This window comes from Microvirga terrae (assembly GCF_013307435.2).
GTDB lineage: Bacteria > Pseudomonadota > Alphaproteobacteria > Rhizobiales > Beijerinckiaceae > Microvirga > Microvirga terrae.
Genome location: NZ_CP102845.1, coordinates 1,978,831 through 1,996,067, shown reverse-complemented (window position 1 = coordinate 1,996,067; position 17,237 = coordinate 1,978,831). Strand labels below are relative to the sequence as shown.

Annotated in this window: 16 protein-coding genes and 1 pseudogene; 4 read left to right on the top strand and 13 right to left on the bottom strand. The window is 65.0% G+C overall.

Annotated elements, in window-relative coordinates:
- Positions 1–8: 8 nt before the first annotated feature.
- The 3 genes and pseudogenes from HPT29_RS28810 to HPT29_RS09465 form a co-directional block, all read right to left on the bottom strand.
- Positions 9–557 (bottom strand): biotin/lipoyl-containing protein, encoded by a 549-nt coding sequence (locus HPT29_RS28810; RefSeq protein WP_432807299.1) that lies wholly within the window; start codon positions 555–557, stop codon positions 9–11.
- Positions 543–2,009: pseudogene (locus tag HPT29_RS09470) on the bottom strand (acetyl-CoA carboxylase biotin carboxylase subunit); the annotation flags it as partial. The pseudogene HPT29_RS09470 and the gene HPT29_RS28810, both read right to left, overlap by 15 nt.
- 113 nt (positions 2,010–2,122) lie before the next feature.
- Positions 2,123–2,536: a hypothetical protein gene (locus HPT29_RS09465; protein ID WP_173947507.1), complete on the bottom strand. Its 414-nt coding sequence runs from the start codon at positions 2,534–2,536 to the stop codon at positions 2,123–2,125.
- Between the two features lie 320 nt (positions 2,537–2,856).
- On the opposite strand from HPT29_RS09465, the gene HPT29_RS09460 reads away from it, so the two are divergent.
- Complete coding sequence (locus HPT29_RS09460) at positions 2,857–3,786, top strand: ring-cleaving dioxygenase (RefSeq protein WP_173947508.1); 930 nt, start codon at positions 2,857–2,859, stop codon at positions 3,784–3,786.
- Between the two features lie 200 nt (positions 3,787–3,986).
- Positions 3,987–4,604, top strand: a complete 618-nt coding sequence (locus HPT29_RS09455) for an alpha/beta hydrolase (RefSeq protein ID WP_173947509.1) — start codon at positions 3,987–3,989, stop codon at positions 4,602–4,604.
- A 160-nt stretch (positions 4,605–4,764) separates the two neighbouring features.
- On the opposite strand, the gene HPT29_RS09450 is transcribed toward HPT29_RS09455, so the two are convergent.
- From HPT29_RS09450 to HPT29_RS09415, 8 genes are all read right to left on the bottom strand, one after another.
- Entirely contained in the window at positions 4,765–5,853 is a 1,089-nt protein-coding gene (locus tag HPT29_RS09450) for a PLP-dependent cysteine synthase family protein (protein WP_173947510.1), read from the bottom strand.
- A 107-nt stretch (positions 5,854–5,960) separates the two neighbouring features.
- The gene (locus HPT29_RS09445) at positions 5,961–6,806 is read right to left on the bottom strand and encodes an SGNH/GDSL hydrolase family protein (RefSeq protein ID WP_173947511.1); all 846 of its coding nucleotides are present in this window, start codon (positions 6,804–6,806) and stop codon (positions 5,961–5,963) included.
- A complete protein-coding gene (locus HPT29_RS09440) occupies positions 6,716–7,882 on the bottom strand; it encodes an OpgC family protein (protein WP_173947512.1) in 1,167 nt (388 codons plus the stop codon). The genes HPT29_RS09445 and HPT29_RS09440 overlap by 91 nt, the downstream gene beginning before the upstream one ends.
- A 240-nt stretch (positions 7,883–8,122) precedes the next feature.
- Entirely contained in the window at positions 8,123–9,655 is a 1,533-nt protein-coding gene (locus tag HPT29_RS09435; RefSeq protein ID WP_173947513.1) for an acyl-CoA carboxylase subunit beta, read from the bottom strand.
- Positions 9,656–9,796: 141 nt separating this feature from the next.
- The gene (locus HPT29_RS09430) at positions 9,797–10,744 is read right to left on the bottom strand and encodes an IS110 family RNA-guided transposase (protein ID WP_173944981.1); all 948 of its coding nucleotides are present in this window, start codon (positions 10,742–10,744) and stop codon (positions 9,797–9,799) included.
- Positions 10,745–11,080: 336 nt separating this feature from the next.
- Positions 11,081–11,872 carry an ATP12 family chaperone protein gene (locus tag HPT29_RS09425; RefSeq protein ID WP_432807284.1) on the bottom strand — a complete coding sequence of 264 codons (792 nt, stop codon included), beginning with the start codon at positions 11,870–11,872 and terminating at the stop codon, positions 11,081–11,083.
- A 10-nt stretch (positions 11,873–11,882) separates the two neighbouring features.
- Positions 11,883–12,560 (bottom strand): HAD-IA family hydrolase, encoded by a 678-nt coding sequence (locus tag HPT29_RS09420; RefSeq protein ID WP_173945675.1) that lies wholly within the window; start codon positions 12,558–12,560, stop codon positions 11,883–11,885.
- 31 nt (positions 12,561–12,591) lie between these two features.
- Positions 12,592–12,717, bottom strand: coding sequence for a hypothetical protein (locus tag HPT29_RS09415; protein ID WP_256439450.1), 126 nt, complete (start codon positions 12,715–12,717; stop codon positions 12,592–12,594).
- A gap of 171 nt (positions 12,718–12,888) precedes the next feature.
- Between HPT29_RS09415 and HPT29_RS09410 the strand changes: the two genes are divergently transcribed.
- Complete coding sequence (locus HPT29_RS09410; protein ID WP_173945676.1) at positions 12,889–14,436, top strand: sensor histidine kinase; 1,548 nt, start codon at positions 12,889–12,891, stop codon at positions 14,434–14,436.
- A 25-nt stretch (positions 14,437–14,461) separates the two neighbouring features.
- Here HPT29_RS09410 and ftsH read toward each other — a convergent pair whose 3' ends face one another.
- Complete coding sequence (ftsH, locus tag HPT29_RS09405; RefSeq protein WP_173945677.1) at positions 14,462–16,186, bottom strand: ATP-dependent zinc metalloprotease FtsH; 1,725 nt, start codon at positions 16,184–16,186, stop codon at positions 14,462–14,464.
- A 164-nt stretch (positions 16,187–16,350) separates the two neighbouring features.
- Positions 16,351–16,626, bottom strand: coding sequence for a GNAT family N-acetyltransferase (locus HPT29_RS09400; RefSeq protein WP_173945678.1), 276 nt, complete (start codon positions 16,624–16,626; stop codon positions 16,351–16,353).
- Positions 16,627–16,768: 142 nt separating this feature from the next.
- Between HPT29_RS09400 and HPT29_RS09395 the strand changes: the two genes are divergently transcribed.
- Complete coding sequence (locus HPT29_RS09395) at positions 16,769–17,236, top strand: 5' nucleotidase, NT5C type (RefSeq protein WP_173945679.1); 468 nt, start codon at positions 16,769–16,771, stop codon at positions 17,234–17,236.
- Position 17,237 lies beyond the last annotated feature (1 nt).

The following is a 17,237-nucleotide window of genomic DNA, read 5'->3' as shown; positions in this document are numbered from 1 at the left end:
TGTCCGCCTTATGCGAATTCCATGATCACCGCGTCGACCGCCAGGCTGTCGCCCTCCTTGGCATGGACCTTCGAGATCGTGCCGTCGCGCTCCGCACGCAGGACATTCTCCATCTTCATGGCCTCCACGATGCAGAGGGGCTCGCCGGCCTTGACCTCTTGGCCCTGACTCACGCTGATCGCCTTCACGAGGCCCGGCATCGGGCAGAGCAGGAGCTTGCCCGTATCGGCCTCCAGCCGCTCCGGCATCAGGGCCGCCAGCTCGGCCTCGCGTTTCGTGTAGACCCGCACCTCGGCCGAGGTGCCCGCATGGGCCAGCACGACCCCGTTGAGGATCGGCCGCACCTGGAAGGCGACGGGCTCTCCACCCACCGTCCCGTTCCAAACGGGCTGACCGGGCACCCAGCCCGACACGATCGGCCAGGCCTGGCCATCGATGACGACCGCGAAGCCGCCCTCGATGTCCTCGATGACGGCTTCATGCCGCTCCTTGCCCAGGAGCACGACGCGCTCGCGATCGAACTGCACGCTCGCGGCCTGCCGCATCTGACCGGAGATGTGTCGCTTGCGCTCGTTGAGCAGATGGTCGATGGCGGCGCCCACGGCCGCCATGCGCAGGGCAACCTCGCCCTCCGGGGCCGGCGCCTTGAACCCCTGCGGGAACTCCTCGGCGATGAAGCCGGTGGAAAGCTGACCCGATTGCCAGCGCGGATGCTGCATCAGGGCCGACAGGAACGGGATATTGTGGCGGATGCCTTCGATGGCGAAAGCATCAAGCGCACTCGCCTGAGCCTCGATGGCCTGGAGGCGGGTCGGGGCGTGAGTCACCAATTTGGCGATCATCGGATCGTAGTAGATCGAGATCTCGCCGCCCTCGTAGACCCCCGTATCGTTGCGAACCGTCACGCCGCCCTGCTCGCCCTCGCGCGGCGGACGATAGGTGACGAGGCGACCGGTCGAGGGCAGGAAGTTGCGCACCGGGTCTTCCGCGTAGATGCGGCTTTCCACCGCCCAGCCGTTCAGCTTCACGTCCGCCTGCGTCAGGCTGAGGCGTTCGCCCGCGGCGACGCGGATCATCTCCTCCACGAGGTCGATCCCGGTGATCAACTCCGTCACCGGATGCTCCACCTGAAGGCGGGTGTTCATCTCGAGGAAGTAGAACGACTTGTCCTGGCCGGCCACGAACTCGACCGTGCCGGCGGAATCGTAACCTACCGCCTTGGCCAGGGCGACCGCCTGCTCGCCCATCAGGCGGCGGGTAGCCTCGTCGAGGAGCGGCGACGGCGCCTCCTCGATGACCTTCTGGTTGCGGCGCTGGATCGAGCACTCACGCTCGCCGAGATAGATCACGTTGCCGTGCTTGTCGCCCAGCACCTGAATTTCAATGTGGCGTGGATCCGTGATGAACTTCTCGATGAAGACCCGGTCGTCGCCGAACGAGGACGCCGCCTCCGACTTGGCGCGAGCGAAGCCCTCGGCGACCTCGCCGGCCGAGTTGGCGATGCGCATGCCCTTGCCGCCGCCCCCCGCCGAGGCCTTGATCATGACTGGATAGCCGATCTCGTCGGCGATCTTGACCGCCTGCTCCGGGCCCTCGATCACCCCGAGATAGCCCGGCACGGTGGAGACCTTCGCGGCCGCCGCCGCCTTCTTCGACTCGATCTTGTCGCCCATCGCCGCGATGGCGCCGGGATTCGGGCCGATGAACACGATGCCGGCCTCGGCCAGGGCTCTCGGGAAGGCCTCGCGTTCGGACAGGAAGCCGTAGCCCGGATGGACCGCTTGGGCGCCGGTCGCCTTGCAGGCTTCGATGATCTTCTCGATCACGAGATAGGACTCGGCCGCTGCGGCGGGTCCGATGTGGACGGCCTCGTCGGCCATGTCCACGTGAAGCGCGTCGCGGTCGGCATCCGAATAGACGGCCACGGTCTTGATGCCCATGCGCCGGGCTGTCTTGATGACCCGGCAGGCAATTTCGCCCCGGTTCGCAATCAGGATCTTGTCGAACATGAACCCTCGAACGCTCCACCCAACCAAAACTTGGCCCCACCTCCGTTACTGCACATCCGTGCCTTGGGGAAGCGGGGCCGATTCAGCATTTAGCGTTAGATAGGACGCTGCCCTCAGGCGGCGATCTGGGAGAGCCTCGCCTGCTGGCGTCCGCGCATGATGAAATCGAGCAGCGCCACATCGACATAGCCCGCCTCGTCGAGGATGCCGTAGGCGATGTTCATGGCGTTCGGCGAGGGGCCGCTAACCTCCAGCAGGGTGGCGAGCCAGAAGGCATCGTCGTTGCTGACCACGCCTTGGGGCGCCCGGTTCCAAACGACGAAATCGACCACGAGCTTGGTCAGTGTCGGACCCCAGCTCTCCGCGGCATCGACGATGCGATCCAGCGCCAGCAGGGATTCGACTTCGAGTCGGCTGCGAATGCTGCCCTCCAGGATCTCGCCCTGAAGCATCGTCACGTCCTCGTCCGAGACCTGCCTGGATTCGGAGATCCTGTCGATGAAATCGCGAAGTTGATCCTTCATCATCCGTCTGACTCCCGCCGGCTTTTCTTCGGCTGTAAGCCGGTTGATCGCTTGTCCGATACGGACTCTCACACGGATGGGCGGCTGAAACCGTTAATACGACACGCTGAATCGCCGTTGAGGTTAAGCGTTGTTGAGTGACTTTGGTTGCCGGAATCTTGCTGCGCGAAATTCTCAAGGAACTGCGTGGGTTTGTCGGCAACGGACGGACGAGCTTTGCAATCCCGCAAGGTCACCCTTTCCACACTTTAGCGGCTCTCGATGGTACCTATGTTCTCGTCAACGCAGCGCAAATCCGCGCTTGCCCGTTAAGGAACAGTCCCATGCGGCACCACGGTATCCATCACGTCACGGCCATTGCCGGCCCGGCCCGTCGCAACCTCGATTTCTACACCCGCGTGGTCGGCCTGCGCCTCGTCAAGAAGACCGTCAACTTCGACGATCCGGGAACTTACCATCTCTACTTCGGCGACAGCCTCGGGCAGCCGGGCTCGATCCTGACGTTCTTCCCGTGGGAGCATGTCGCACCGGGGCGGAACGGAATCGGGTCGACACAGGAGACGTCGTTCCGGGTGCCCGAATCGTCCCTGGGCTTCTGGGCGCATCGCTTCATCGAGCAGGGCGTCGAGCATGGCACCGTGGAGAAGCGCTTCGGTCAGAGCGTGCTGACCTTCAAGGATCCGCACGGCACGAGCCTCGCGCTGGTCGGCGCTCCGAACGCGGAGGCGGAGCCCGCCTGGGCGGTCGACGGCATTCCGGCGGAGCATGCCATCCGGGGCCTCGACGGCGTCACGCTCCTCGTGGAGAACGGCGATCGCACCGGCGCGATCCTGACCGATGTGTTCGGTTTCCGCGAGACGGCCCGTGACGGCTCCCTCGTCCGCTACAAGACCGATGCCCTGATGGGCAGCACGGTCGACATCCGCAGCGCCGGCGGCTTCCTTCCGGGCCGGTCGGGTGGCGGCTCCGTCCACCACGTGGCGTTCCGCGCCCGGGACGATGCCGAGGAAGCCGAGATGGTGAGGAAGCTCGCCGAGAACCACGGCCTGCAGACAACGGAGCAGAAGGACCGCAACTACTTCCGGTCCGTCTACTTCCGCGAGCCGGGTGGGATCCTGTTCGAGATCGCTACGGACGAACCCGGCTTCGCCGTGGACGAGCCTCAGGACAGTCTCGGCGCCACGCTGAAGCTCCCGGCCTTCCTGGAGCCTCGGCGTGCCGAGATCGAGTCCCACCTGCCTGAACTGGTCTGAAGGGGACCATCCTCAGTCATGGCCGGGCTTGTCCCGGCCATGACGATCCTGTGAAGCGCCAAGCTCTTCCGATCGAGATCACCGGCGCAAAGCCGGTGATGGCGGACGGCATGAAGCGCGCTTCCTTCATTGACGACTCACCCCCCTGCCCGTCCCTGCGACGGCAGGAGAACGCACCACGCGTTTGATGGAATGATACCATGACCGAGCTGTCCTTCATCCACCGCTATGAGCCGGCAACGGACCCGAACCGTCCGCCGCTGCTCCTGCTCCACGGCACGGGCGGCGACGAAAACGACCTCCTGGGTCTCGGCCGCATGATCTCGCCGGGATCGGCCCTGCTGTCCCCGCGCGGCAAGATCCTGGAGAACGGGATGCCGCGCTTCTTCCGCCGCCTTGCGGAAGGCGTGTTCGACGAGGAGGACGTGAAGTTCCGCGCGAACGAGCTCGCTGATTTCGTGGCCGAGGCCCGCAAGGCCTATGGGCTCGAGGCGCCCGTGGCCGTGGGCTTCTCCAACGGGGCGAACATCGCCGCCGCCATGCTGATGCTGCGTCCCGAGGCCCTGTCCGGCGCCGCATTGCTGCGGGCCATGGTGCCCCTGTCCGAGGCGCCGAAGGCGGACCTGTCCGGCAAGCGCGTGCTGATGACCTCAGGCGCCATGGATCCGATCATCCCGGCCGACAATGCGAAGCGGCTCGCCGCTGCGCTGTCGGAGGCTGGCGCCGACGTTGAGCATCAGGTCCTGCCTACGGGCCACAACCTGTCGCAGACCGATCTGCAGCTGCTGGTGAAGTGGTTCGCCGAGCGGAGCCGCTGAGGCTCTTGGGCGTCCCATGTTCGTCATCACCGGCCTTGTGCCGGTGATCCCGAGCACCCCAGACGCTGTGCTTTCCCGTACCGGGATGGCCGGAACAAGCCCGGCCATGACGAGATAGGCCGGCGCCTAACTGACCTTCTTGGGGTCGGGACAGCCTGTTCTACCCGTTCGGTGCGAGAACACCCGTCTCGAAGAACCGCTCCATGGCCTCTTCGGCGGGTTTGATGTCGATTCCGCGCTCGCGGAGCCAGGCATCGTCGAAATGCGTGCTGCGGTAGCGCTCGCCGGAATCGCAGAGCAGCGTCACGACCGAACCTTGCTGGTCGTGACGCACCATCTCGCCGACCACTTGCGCGACCGCCCACAGGTTCGTCCCGGTCGAACCGCCGCAGGAGCGGCCAATCCGGCGCGACAGCACCCGCGCGGCGGCAATGCTCGCTGCATCCGCCACGGAGAAGGCGCGGTCGATGAGCTCCGGCACGAAGGACGGCTCGCACCGAGGGCGGCCGATACCCTCGATCACCGAGGGCGGTTCCGACACGCTGCACACGGCCCGGTCAGCGAGGTGACGATGGAACACGGAAGCCTCCGGATCCGCGAGACAGAGCTTTGTCGGCAGGCGGCGGTAGCGGATGTAGCGACCAAGCGTCGCCGACGTTCCGCCCGTCCCCGCCCCAACGACGATCCAGCTCGGGATCGGGTGCTCTTCATGCGACATCTGGCTGAAGATGGATTCGGCGATGTTGTTGTTGCCGCGCCAGTCGGTCGCCCGCTCGGCATAGGTGAACTGGTCCATGTAATGGCCGCCGAGTTCACCAGCGAGGCGCGCGCTCTCCGCATACATCTCGGCGGGACTGTCCACGAAATGGCTCTCGCCGCCGTAGAACGCGATCTGCGCGATCTTTTCCGCCGACGTGGAGCGCGGCATCACGGCAATGAAGCGCAGACCGAGCATGCGCGCGAAATAGGCCTCCGACACGGCGGTCGAGCCGCTCGACGCTTCGATGATGGTGGTCTCCGGCCCGATCCAGCCGTTGCACAACCCGTATAGGAACAATGACCGGGCCAGCCGGTGCTTCAGGCTGCCCGAGGGATGGGTCGATTCATCCTTGAGGTAGAGCGCCACGCCCGGAACCGCCGGCAACGGCACCCGCAGGAGATGCGTGTCGGACGAGCGGTTGAAATCCGCCTCGATGATCTGAATGGCGGTGGAGACCCAGGAGCGGTCGCATGACGTCTTCAGGAACATGTCTCAATGGGCCTCGCCGAAAGCGCCCGGAGGGGACCCGGGGATGTTCGAGGGCATGCCTTATCCGAGATCGAAAGACCAGCGCAATGGGCCTGGGCGACCCTGCCCTATGGACGCACGGCTGCCGCTACAGTAGAGCCCGACGAGGCGCTCGCAGGCGCCGCCAGGGCCTGAAGACTGCCAGCGATGAGCTGCGCCATGCAGTCATAGCCGCGGTCGCCCAGGTGGAAGCCGTCTCCAGACAGCATCGAGACGAGAACCTCCGGCGCCTGCTCACTCCAGGTTTTCATTAGCTTGTAGCGCGAGAACACAGACACCTGCTCGGCCGAGGCCGTCGTGCCGACGAGGTTCACGAAGCGCTCGTAGCGGACGAGATCGGTGATCGCAGGATAATATTGCTGGTCGACGAGAAGCACATCGACGCCGAGCGCCCGCGCGGCGTCGATTCCCCGCTTCAGCAGGGCCGAGAATTGGACCTCGTCGCCTCCGTTGACCGCATCGTTGGTCCCAACCTGCCAGATGACGAGATCAGGCTCGGTCGACCCGAGAGCCGCTTCGAGACGTCCGACGGTCTCGGAAATCGTCTCGCCTGCCTTCCCGGCATTTTCCACATGGACGGAGTGATTCCAGATTCGGCCGAGATCCGCCTCGAGCTGAGCCGGATACGAAAATGCCGGCGAGGACGCCCCGATCCCCTGGGTGGAGGAGGACCCGATCGCCAGGATCCGGACGGGATCATGGTGCCGGAGCCTGGCGGCGAGACGGGCAACCCCGGTCCTGATGGAGACGATCGGCTGGTGAGCGTGGCACCCGGGATCCTCCGCCAGGGCGGGAGCGCCCCAGCCGGCGAGGAGAAACGACGCTACTGCGGCAGCCGTCCGGACGCGGCCGGGAGGAGGCCGGCTTCTCCGGTCCGCTCCTGTCTGGGAACGGGCGAGCCCTTCTTTTTCCATTCGAGATATCGTGCCAGCAGGAGGAGTCCGAGGATGCCGAACACGGTGAATACCATGCCGACGACGTGCGGACTAGCGGACGACTTCACCGCCGCAAGCGTCATCGTGACCTCTCCGAGGGCGCTCAGGATGGACCCGACGGCGAAAACCGGTAGGGCGTTGCGCCCGAGACGCCTCATCTCGACGCCGAAGGCCGTGTCCTGCAGCGCCTCGCCGAAGCGAAGTTGCGTCACCACATAGGCCAGGGCCAGGAAGTGGACCAGGCGGCCGAGACCAAGATCGCTCTTGATGATGTCGATATTGACAAAGGCGCTCCAGAGCAGGTTCGGAGCCAGTCCGAACGCGTTCGTCATGGTGATCAGCGAAGCGGCCAGGAACGCGACGGCGCCCAGGAAGGCCGGGCGCCAATAGGGTACGCCCTGCTCCGACAGCCAGGCACCCGTGACGATCCCCATGGTGAACAGGAGCTGCCAGGCAAAAGGATTGAAGAACCATCTCCCCGGCTCGGGCCAACTCGGGATGGCGAGGATATCGGCACGTGCGAGCGCGTAGAATCCGATCGACACGGCGGCGGCCAGGACGATGTTCATCCGCATCAGGACCATGACCACCGGCGCCCAGAGCATGAGGGCGATGTAGAGGGGAAGGATGTTGAAGTAGCCTAACTGATGGCCGAGAAGGAGCACGCCCGTGATACCGCGCGCCGTATCGTCGAACACGGCGCCGCGGCCGTGAGCCTCGAGCATGCCGACATCGTCGCTGAGCACATACCCGACGGAGAACAACGCCACGGCCACACCGGTCATGACGAGGTGCATGCGATAGAGCTCGAACGATCGTCGGACACACCGCCTGACGACACCAATAATGCCGCTCTGTGCCAGCTTCGGATAATACACGAGGGCAACCGACAAGCCGGAAATGAAGACGAACGCCTCCGCGGCGTCGGAGAAGCCGTAGTTGCGGGGGGTCAGATGCTCGAGAATATTGCCCGGAACATGATTGACGAAAATGATGACGAGGACGAGCCCACGCCAGAAATCGATCACCGTGTTGCGGCCTCTCAAGGCGTGCATTCCCAACCCTCGTGGTTTTTCGGATAACGTCAGAATGCCGGGCAACGGCAGCGGGATCCGATGATCGACATCAATTTTTCGAGACGGATTCGGCCCTCGAGGCGGTATCTCAAATCAAGCTTGGCGAGACAAGCGTGACAGAGCATCGCGCGTGACATGGATCAGGCGCTGCGGGCATGTGAGATGTGGGATAGATGTCGCCTGAAGTATCGTGAGGGCCGTCGTGGCCCTCACCTGCCATTACAACGGAATATTGTCGTGCTTCTTCCAGGGGCGCTCGCTCTCCTTGTGGCGGAGCATCGCCAGCGCTCGGGCGATCCGGCGCCGCGTGGAATGGGGCATGATCACCTCGTCGATGTAGCCCCGCTCGGCCGCCACGAAGGGCGACATGAAGCGGTCCTCGTATTCCTTGGTGCGGGCCGCGATCTTGTCCTGGTCGCCGAGATCCTGGCGGAAGATGATCTCCACCGCGCCCTTGGCTCCCATCACGGCGATCTGCGCCGTCGGCCAAGCGTAGTTGATGTCGCCGCCGATATGCTTCGACGCCATCACGTCGTAGGCGCCGCCGAAGGCTTTTCGCGTGATGACGGTGACGAGCGGCACGGTGGCCTCCGAATAGGCGAAGAGCAGCTTGGCGCCGTGCTTGATGAGGCCGCCGTATTCCTGTGCGGTGCCGGGCAGAAAGCCCGGCACGTCCTCGAAGGTGACGATTGGGATGTTGAAGGCATCGCAGAAGCGCACGAAGCGCGCGGCCTTGCGCGAGGCATCCGAGTCGAGCACCCCCGCCAGCACCATCGGCTGGTTGGCCACGAAGCCCACGGTGCGCCCCTCGACGCGCCCGAAACCCGTGATGATGTTCCGGGCGAAGGATTCCTGGATCTCGAAGAAGTCGCCCTCGTCCACGACCTTCAGGATCAGCTCCTTCATGTCATAGGGCTTGTTCGGGTTGTCCGGGATCAGGGTGTCGAGGCTGTCATCGGTGCGGTTCGGGTCGTCGAAGCTCGGAATCTCCGGCACGCCGTCCTGGTTGTTGGCAGGCAGGAAATCGATGAGGCGGCGCACCTGCAGCAGCGCCTCGACGTCGTTGTCGTAGGCGCCGTCCGCCACCGACGACTTGGTGGTGTGCACCTTGGCGCCGCCGAGCTCCTCCGAGGTCACGGTCTCGTTGGTGACGGTCTTCACCACGTCGGGGCCCGTGACGAACATGTAGGAGCGGTCGCGCACCATGAAAATGAAGTCGGTCATGGCGGGCGAATAAACGTCACCGCCCGCGCAGGGCCCCATGATGACCGAGATCTGGGGAATGACCCCCGAGGCGATCACGTTGCGCTTGAACACCTCGCCGTAGCCGCCGAGGGCCGCCACGCCTTCCTGGATGCGGGCGCCGCCCGCATCGAACAGGCCCACGATGGGCGCGCGCATCTTGAGCGCCATATCCTGAATTTTGATGATCTTCTGGGCATGGGCCTCCGAGAGAGACCCACCGAAGACGGTGAAATCCTTGGCGAAGACAAAGATGGTACGGCCGTTCACGGTTCCCCAGCCGGTCACGACGCCGTCGCCCGGGATCTTCACGTTCTCCATGCCGAAATCCGTGGAGCGATGCTCGACGAACATGTCGAACTCCTCGAAAGAGCCCTTGTCGAGCAACAGCTCGATGCGCTCGCGGGCGGTCAGCTTGCCCCGGCCGTGCTGCGCCTCGATGCGCTTTGCGCCGCCGCCCAGGCGAGCCTGTGCACGCCGCTCCTCAAGCCGTTCAAGCATGTCTTTCATCGCAAATCCCTGGATGCCGGGGGAAAGTTCCTTCCCGCTTAGCACAGCCGTGCGGAGGTCAAAATCCCACTATCGGCGTGGGCCCGGCGCCATTTCACAGGATTGCCCCGGAGATTCGGCGCGCTAGAGTATCCGTATTGATCAAGCGGGTTTTGGGGACCAGTTTCGCTGATCTCGCAAGAGCGCATTGGCCAGGATGATGAGCTTGCGCATGATGGCCGTCAGGGCGACCTTGGCCGGCTTGCCCGCCGCGAGCAGGGCCTGGTACTTGGCCTTCAGATCCGGATTGAAGCGGGCCGCCACCAGCGCTGGCATGTACAGCGCCTGACGCAGATGGGCGCGGCCGCCCCGGATCGTGCGGCGACCGCGCGAGGTTCCGCTGTCGCGCGCCACCGGAGCCAAGCCGGCGAGGCTGGCCACCTGGCTCTGATCGAGGCTGCCGAGTTCAGGCATCTCGACGAGCAGGCTCACGGCCGTGGCTTGAGCAATGCCGGGAATGCTCATGAGGATGGCCAGACGCGGGGCGAGATCCGCATCCGCCTGACACAGGCTGAGAAGTTGGGCGTCGACCGCAGCCAAGTGGCGGACTATCTGGCGCAGCCGCTGGTCGAGCTGACGTCGCAACAAGGGAGAGCGGACCACCTTCTGCCGGTTGAGAGCGGCCGTGCGGTCCTTGATCAGCGCCTGCCGCGCCACCACCAGCTCCTTCATGGCATCCAGAGTGGGACTGAGCACGGGCCGGGTGGGAGGCTCGAGCAGGGCTCCAAAACGCGCCAGCAGGGCCGCATCGAGCCGATCGGTTTTGGCGAGCTGTCCCAGGGCTTCCGCGAAGCGGCGGGCGTGGCGGGGATTGATCTTCGCCAGCGGCAGGCCGGCACTGGCAAGACTGCGCTCCAGCCCGCGGTGATAGGCGCCGGTCGGCTCGAAGACCACGCGCTGAATGGCGTACGCGGCCAGCCAAGCGATGAGGGCGCGATGGCCTTTGGCGTCGTTGGGGAAGTGGCGCGTGGCCCCGTCGGGGCAGAGACAGACATCGAGCTGATCTTTGGCAATGTCGATGCCGGCGGTCTGTGGTATAGGATGATCCATCTTTTCCGCGTCCTTGGCTTGTCATGCGGGCCATCACGCCCGGGTATCCGTTCAGGCCACGAGGAAAAGAGAGGGGCGGTCTGACTCTAGCTCGACCCGCTCCGGTCTGCGTCGGAACGACCCGTCCCCTCCCACCGCCAGCGAGCTCGCGACCCGCTGGCGGTGTCCTCATCTTGCTCGATCAGGACGCGAAAATCATAAGACAAGCATCGGACCCAAACGTGGACCCACTTTTGGGATCGGATCCGATGCTCCCTCTCTTGGCCGGCGCATCGTTCACCGTGGACCCGAAGGGCCGCGTCAGCGAAAACCGGATCCACTTTTCCACGGAATGCGCTATGACGGCGTCGCGAGCCGGTAGACCGTGGAAGCGGCCCTGAAATCGGCCTCGCGTCGCCGGCGGCGTTCCATCGCCTCGTAATCCTCGCCCCAGATGCTCTCCTGATAGAGCTCGTCCACATGCGCGGCGGCCCAGGCCTGATCAAGGTCCAGCTGACGCGCCGCGTGGGCGAGAGCAATCAGCACCGACCCGGAGAGAGTCGTCATCACATGCAGGGCGGCGAGCGCGAACGGCGACCGGATCTGCTCGACAGCGCCACGAATCGCCGTGACAGCCTCGTCCGGCTGAGCCACATGCATGACGCCCTCGCCCAAGGTGAAACGGGCGCCGTGGGCGTCCCGGGCCCAGTCGAGAACCGGGCTCCAGGCCTCGTCCTGCGCATTGGCAAGACGTTCGGGCTCGCCGGCGCGGTAATAGACCAGGTCCGACCCGGCATAGCGCACGAGATCCTCCACGACCTCGGTGTGCCGGGGCGCTACCCCGTCGATCGCGGAATTGACGATGCGGGTAATGGGCATGGTGGAGGGATCGATCTCGTCCCCCTGCCCCTGCCATTCCGCGGCGATTGCTTCGGCCAGCTCGCGGGTCGGCACGGCCAGGGCCTGCTTGCTCGGCGTCTTGGCCGTACGCCCGTCGAGGGTCAGATGGAACAGGCCGTCCCGCTCCTCGACGCCGGCCTCCTTGTAGAAGCGCTTCGGCAGGGTGGGCTTCATGCCGGCCTGGGCAGCCCGCATGGGGTTGGGTTCCTCTTCCGACGGGAACCAGTCGCGTGGATCTGTCATGGGCATAAGATGGGGTTCAGGCGGAAATCGGCGAGGGAGCGTCCAGGAATTCCTGCAGAGCCGTCTCGAGTTCCTGAAAGGAATGGACGATGGGTCCCGCTCCCGCCTCGGTCAGAGCGGCCACGGTCTGAAATCCCCAGGATACGCCCACCGGCAGGACGCCCGCCGCACGAGCCATGGCCATGTCGAAGCTGGAATCACCGACCATGACCGTGTCGTGGGGCTCGGCCCCAACCTCCCGCGTCGCCTGCAGGATCATGCCCGGATGAGGCTTGGAGGGGGCATCGTCGGCGGTCTGGATCACCGAGAAGACGTCTTGCCATCCCTGGCGGGTGAGCAGATGAGCAACGCCACGCCGGGATTTTCCGGTGGCTATCCCGAGCAGCACGTCGCCCCGACGTCGGAGCCATTCAAGGCAATGGTCGACGCCGGGGAAGATCGGCTCCGCATTTGCCGGATCTTGGCGCAGGGTGAGAAAAGCGTCCTTGTAGGCCGCGACGAGCCCATCGACAGGCCCCTTGGATCCGACCAGAACCGTAAACGCCTCCGCGAGGGACAGCCCTACGATGGAGAGTGAGCGTTCCCGGCTCGGCGGCTCCAGCCCATGGGCCGCGAACGCCATGCGCTGCGCCGCGACGATGATGTCCTGGCTGTCGACCAGCGTGCCGTCGACATCGAAGAGAACGAGCTTCAAGGATCTTTCCCGATCAGGATCAGTCGGCAGGTCAGGACTGCGGCTTGTCGGCGTGACAGAACTGCGGCGTGTTCATATTCCAGTTGCCGCACTTGTCGCAGGCCGTGGCGAGCAGCCCAAGACCGACGACGGCGGCGACGCGAATGATATGTTTCATGTGGGAGCCCCCTTATGGGCGGGCACCATATTCAATAATCGGCGCTGCATCCAGGACGCGTTTCGGGGAACGATCCCCGAAGCCCCGGGTTTTTTCCCGTTGTCTTTCTATCTTCCGACCTAGACCATGAGTAGCATGGGGTTCATGCGAAAAATGGGCCAAGAACAGTAGATGATAACAGTCGAGCCCATGGACCGGGACGCTCTGCTGCACAGGCTGGCGGAACTGGAGCGCGAGAACCGCGAGTTGCGGGCGCAGCTGCAGACCAGCAGGTCGTCGGTCGGCGCCCGCTCTGATTCGGCACATGGCCGCTCCACCGAGAGCACCGAATGGCCGCCTCATGTCAGCGAGCAGAAGCTCCGGCAGATCGCCGATCATCTTCCCGCCCTGGTGGCCTATGTCGACGCCGATCAGCGCTACCGCTTCAACAACCGGGCGTACGAGATCTGGATCGGGCGCACGCCGGAGAGCCTGTATGGCCTCCACCTGTGGGAAGCCGTAGGAACCCCGGCTTATGAGCGGACGAGGCCCTATATCGAGGCAGCCCTCGCCGGGGAGCGGACGGGTCACGAGTGGTGGGCGCCCTTTCGCACGGGCATGCGCTACGTCAAGTCCGACTACATCCCCGACTTTGACGAAGATGGCCGGGTCATCGGCTTTTATGTGCTGGCCGCCGACCTCTCCGAGATGAAGCGCTCACAGGCGGCTCTGGCCGAAAGCGAGGCTCGTCTGCGCCTCGCCATCGACGCGGGGCGAATGGCCGTCTGGGAGGTGGAAACCGCAACGGATTCGGTGACAGCGTCACCGGAGCTCAAGCGACTCTTCGGCCTTCCGTCGGACGCCGTCCTGACGACCGAGGAGCTCAGAGCGCACTACTGCCCGGGCGAACGGGAACGCCTTCGAGCCATCGCCCGGGAGGCCATGGCCCGTGGGGACAGACATATGGAAACGGAGCTTCGGATCACCTGGCCCGACGGCTCCCTGCACTGGCTGCTGCTCCGGGCCGAGATGCAGGACTTCAAGGACGGTCTACCGGCGAGGACCTTGGGCGTCGCGCTCGACGTCACGGAGATGAAGCGGGCCGAGGAGCACCAGCAACTTCTCATCAACGAACTCAATCATCGCGTGAAGAATACCCTGGCGACCGTGCAGTCCATCGCGTCGCAGAGCCTGCGCAACGCGGAGACCGCGAGCGAAGCCCGCGATGCGGTCGAGGGACGCTTGTTTGCCCTCTCCCGTGCTCATGACGTACTGACCCGCGAGAACTGGGACGGAGCCTACCTGCGCGAGGTCGTCCAGGAAGCCATCGCGCCGTTTCAGGCCGATGGGCACGGCCGGTTCGATCTGCATGGGCGGGACGTGCGCCTGCCGCCCCGGATCGCCCTCGCGGTCGCCATGGCGCTCCAGGAACTCGGCACCAACGCGGTCAAATACGGCGCCCTGTCCGATTCGACGGGACGCGTCGCGATCACCTGGTCGCTGCGGGAGCAGGCCGATGGGACGAGGCTGGAGCTGACCTGGAGGGAAACGGACGGCCCCCGCGTCGTCGAACCGAGCCGACGCGGGTTCGGCACCCGGTTGATCGAGCGCAGCCTTGCCCAGGAGCTGCACGGGGATGTCGCCATCACCTTCGCGCCGACCGGGGTCGTCTGCACGATCCATGCGCCCCTCCAGGAGGACGGCGCGATGAAGCAGGACCTCGCCCGCATCTCGGGATGAATGGCAGGTGAGAACGGTCGCCTGGTCAGGCGGCCAGTCTCGTCTCCAGCTTCGCGACGATCTCACGGACCTCGTCGCCTTCGATCGTCTCGTGCTCCAGAAGGGCCTGGGTCAGGGCGTCGAGCGCATCGCGGTTGTCCTCGATGCAGGTCTTCGCGGCGGCGTACATCTCATCGATGATGCGGCGGATTTCCTGCTCGACCTCGCGGGGAAGGCTATCTCCCGAGCGGGCGACTCGGACCATCCCGATCGCCGGGCTCATGCCCCACTCGGTGACCATCTTGGTCACGATGTTCGTGGCGTGAGCAATGTCGCTGGCGGCTCCCGTCGTGACTCTCTTGGCCCCGAACACGATCTCCTCGGCCGCGCGGCCGCCCATGGCGACGATGAGATCCGCCTCGAGCTTCTCCACCGGAATGCAGAATCGATCATGATCGGGCAGCCGCATCACGAGCCCAAGCGCCTGGCCGTGCGGGATGATGGTGGCGCTGTGAACCTTGTCGGAGGCCGGCAGCAGGCAGGCGCAGAGGGCGTGGCCAGCCTCGTGGACGGCCACCAGCCTGCGCTCCTCGTCCGAGATCACGAGGGAGCGGCGCTCAAGCCCCATGATGATCTTGTTGCGAGCCGCTTCTAGGTGATCCCGAGTGACCTCCTCGACGCCCTCGCGGGCCGCGAAGATCGCCGCCTCGTTGAGGAGGTTGCCGAGGTCGGCGCCTGAGAAGCCCGGGGTGCCCTTGGCGATCGATGCGAGGCTCACACCCTCGGCGAGCTTCACGTTGCGGGCATGAACGTTGAGGATCGCCTCGCGGCCGCCGATATCGGGAAGTCCGATATGGACCTGACGGTCGAAGCGGCCGGGACGCAGGAGCGCCGGGTCGAGCACGTCGACGCGGTTCGTCGCCCCGATGACGATCACGCCGGCCGTGGTGTTGAAGCCGTCCATCTCCACCAGAAGCTGGTTCAGGGTCGACTCGAATTCCCTGTCGGCCGCTGATCCGCCGCCGCCGCGCTTGCGCCCGATGGCGTCGATCTCGTCGATGAAGATCAGGCAGGGGGCCTTCTTGCGCGCCTGCTCGAACAGCTTGGCGACGCGGCTCTTGGCAATGCCGATCAGGGGTGCGGAGAAGTCGCTGCCCGAGACGGCCATGAACGACACGCCGGCTTCGCCCGCCAGGGCCTTGGCAATCAGGGTCTTGCCCGTTCCGGGCGGACCGACCATCAGCAGACCGCGGGGGATGCGGGCCCCCACCTTCGTGAAAGCCTCCGAATCGCGCAGGAATGCGATCACCTCCTGCAATTCGGCCTTGGCCTCTTCCTGACCCGCGACGTCGTCGAAGCGATTGGGCAGGCTCCGGATCACGCGGGGCCAGCGCGAAGTCGGCTTGAAATCGGTCTGGATCGCCAGCATCACCAGCACGGCCGCGACGAGAACCAGCGGCACGAGGATGCTCGCCAGATGAGCCGCATCGAAGCCGGGCTTCTTGAAATCGACCTCGGCGCCGGAAGCCGTGACCCGCTCGATATAATCGGCGCTCACGAGGCCGTTGGGCATGCGCACAAAGACATTCCTGTCGCTCGTCGAGACGGAGAGCCCGCCGCTCTCGATCAGAACCTTCTGGACCTTCTTGGCAGCCAGGTCCCGGGTGAACTCGGAATAGGAGATCTCGACAGGCGGCTCAGCCAGCAGGCGGGGACCGATGAACACGGCGGCCGCAATGACCAGGGCCAGGACAGCGGCAAAAACGGCCACGCTTTTATTCGCCAGAACCCTTCTGGCTTTTTCGATCACGTTCGTCACAGGCGGCGCCCCCATAGCGCGATAGGAAGTTTTTTGGAGGTGCCGCTGTTTAGTCTATTTTGACGCAGATCGCAGTACGGCGAATGGGCACACCCACCGAACAGGGAGGATCCGGCTCAATTCAGCAGGTCGGCGTATTCCTTGTGCCGCCGGATCCAAGCCCAGGCGTAACCGCAGAGCGGCGTGATCGTCCGTCCCTCGGAGCGGGCGATCTCGGCGACCCCCCGCATGAGTTCGCCGGCGGCACCGGTGCCCCGCAGCGGAACGGCGGCCTCCACATGGCGGATCACGAGATCGGACCCGCGCCGCTCGTAATTGGCGAACGCGATATGTCCATTCTGCTCCAGTTCGAACCGACGGCGGTCGGCATTGTCGCGAACATTGCTGCTCATGCTTCAACTCATAATGTGGACCCTGTCGGAGACCAACGTGATCCACCGGGCGGCGTTCCTCAGGCGGCCAAGCTCCGGCGCGAGGCGGGAACAATGCGTAGTGACAGGCGGTTTGAGGTGGAAAGATGGGGAGATTGGCCGCGTGCCGACGGTGTTCCTGGACTGTGACGGCGTGCTGGCCGATTTCGACGAGGGTGCCGCCCGGGTGTTCGGCATGCCTCCGGCCGAATACGAACGCCGGTTCGGCCTGAAGCGCTTCTGGTCGGGCCTTGCCGCAACACCGGACTTCTTCAACACCCTTGAGCCTCTTCCCGACGCCATGGAGCTGTTCGACGCGGTCCGTCACCTCGACCCGGTGATCCTGACCGGCTTACCACGTGGGAACTGGGCCGAGCCGCAGAAGCGACGCTGGGCCGAGAGATTCTTTCCCGGAACCAAGGTGATCACCACCACGGCCGCCCTGAAGCGCGAACATTGCCATCCTGGCGACGCGCTGGTCGATGACCGGGAGAAGTATCGCCATCTCTGGGAAGGAGCAGGCGGCATCTTCATCCACCATCGGAATGCAGCGGCCTCGACCAGGCTGCTGCGGGAACACGGCTTCATCTGAC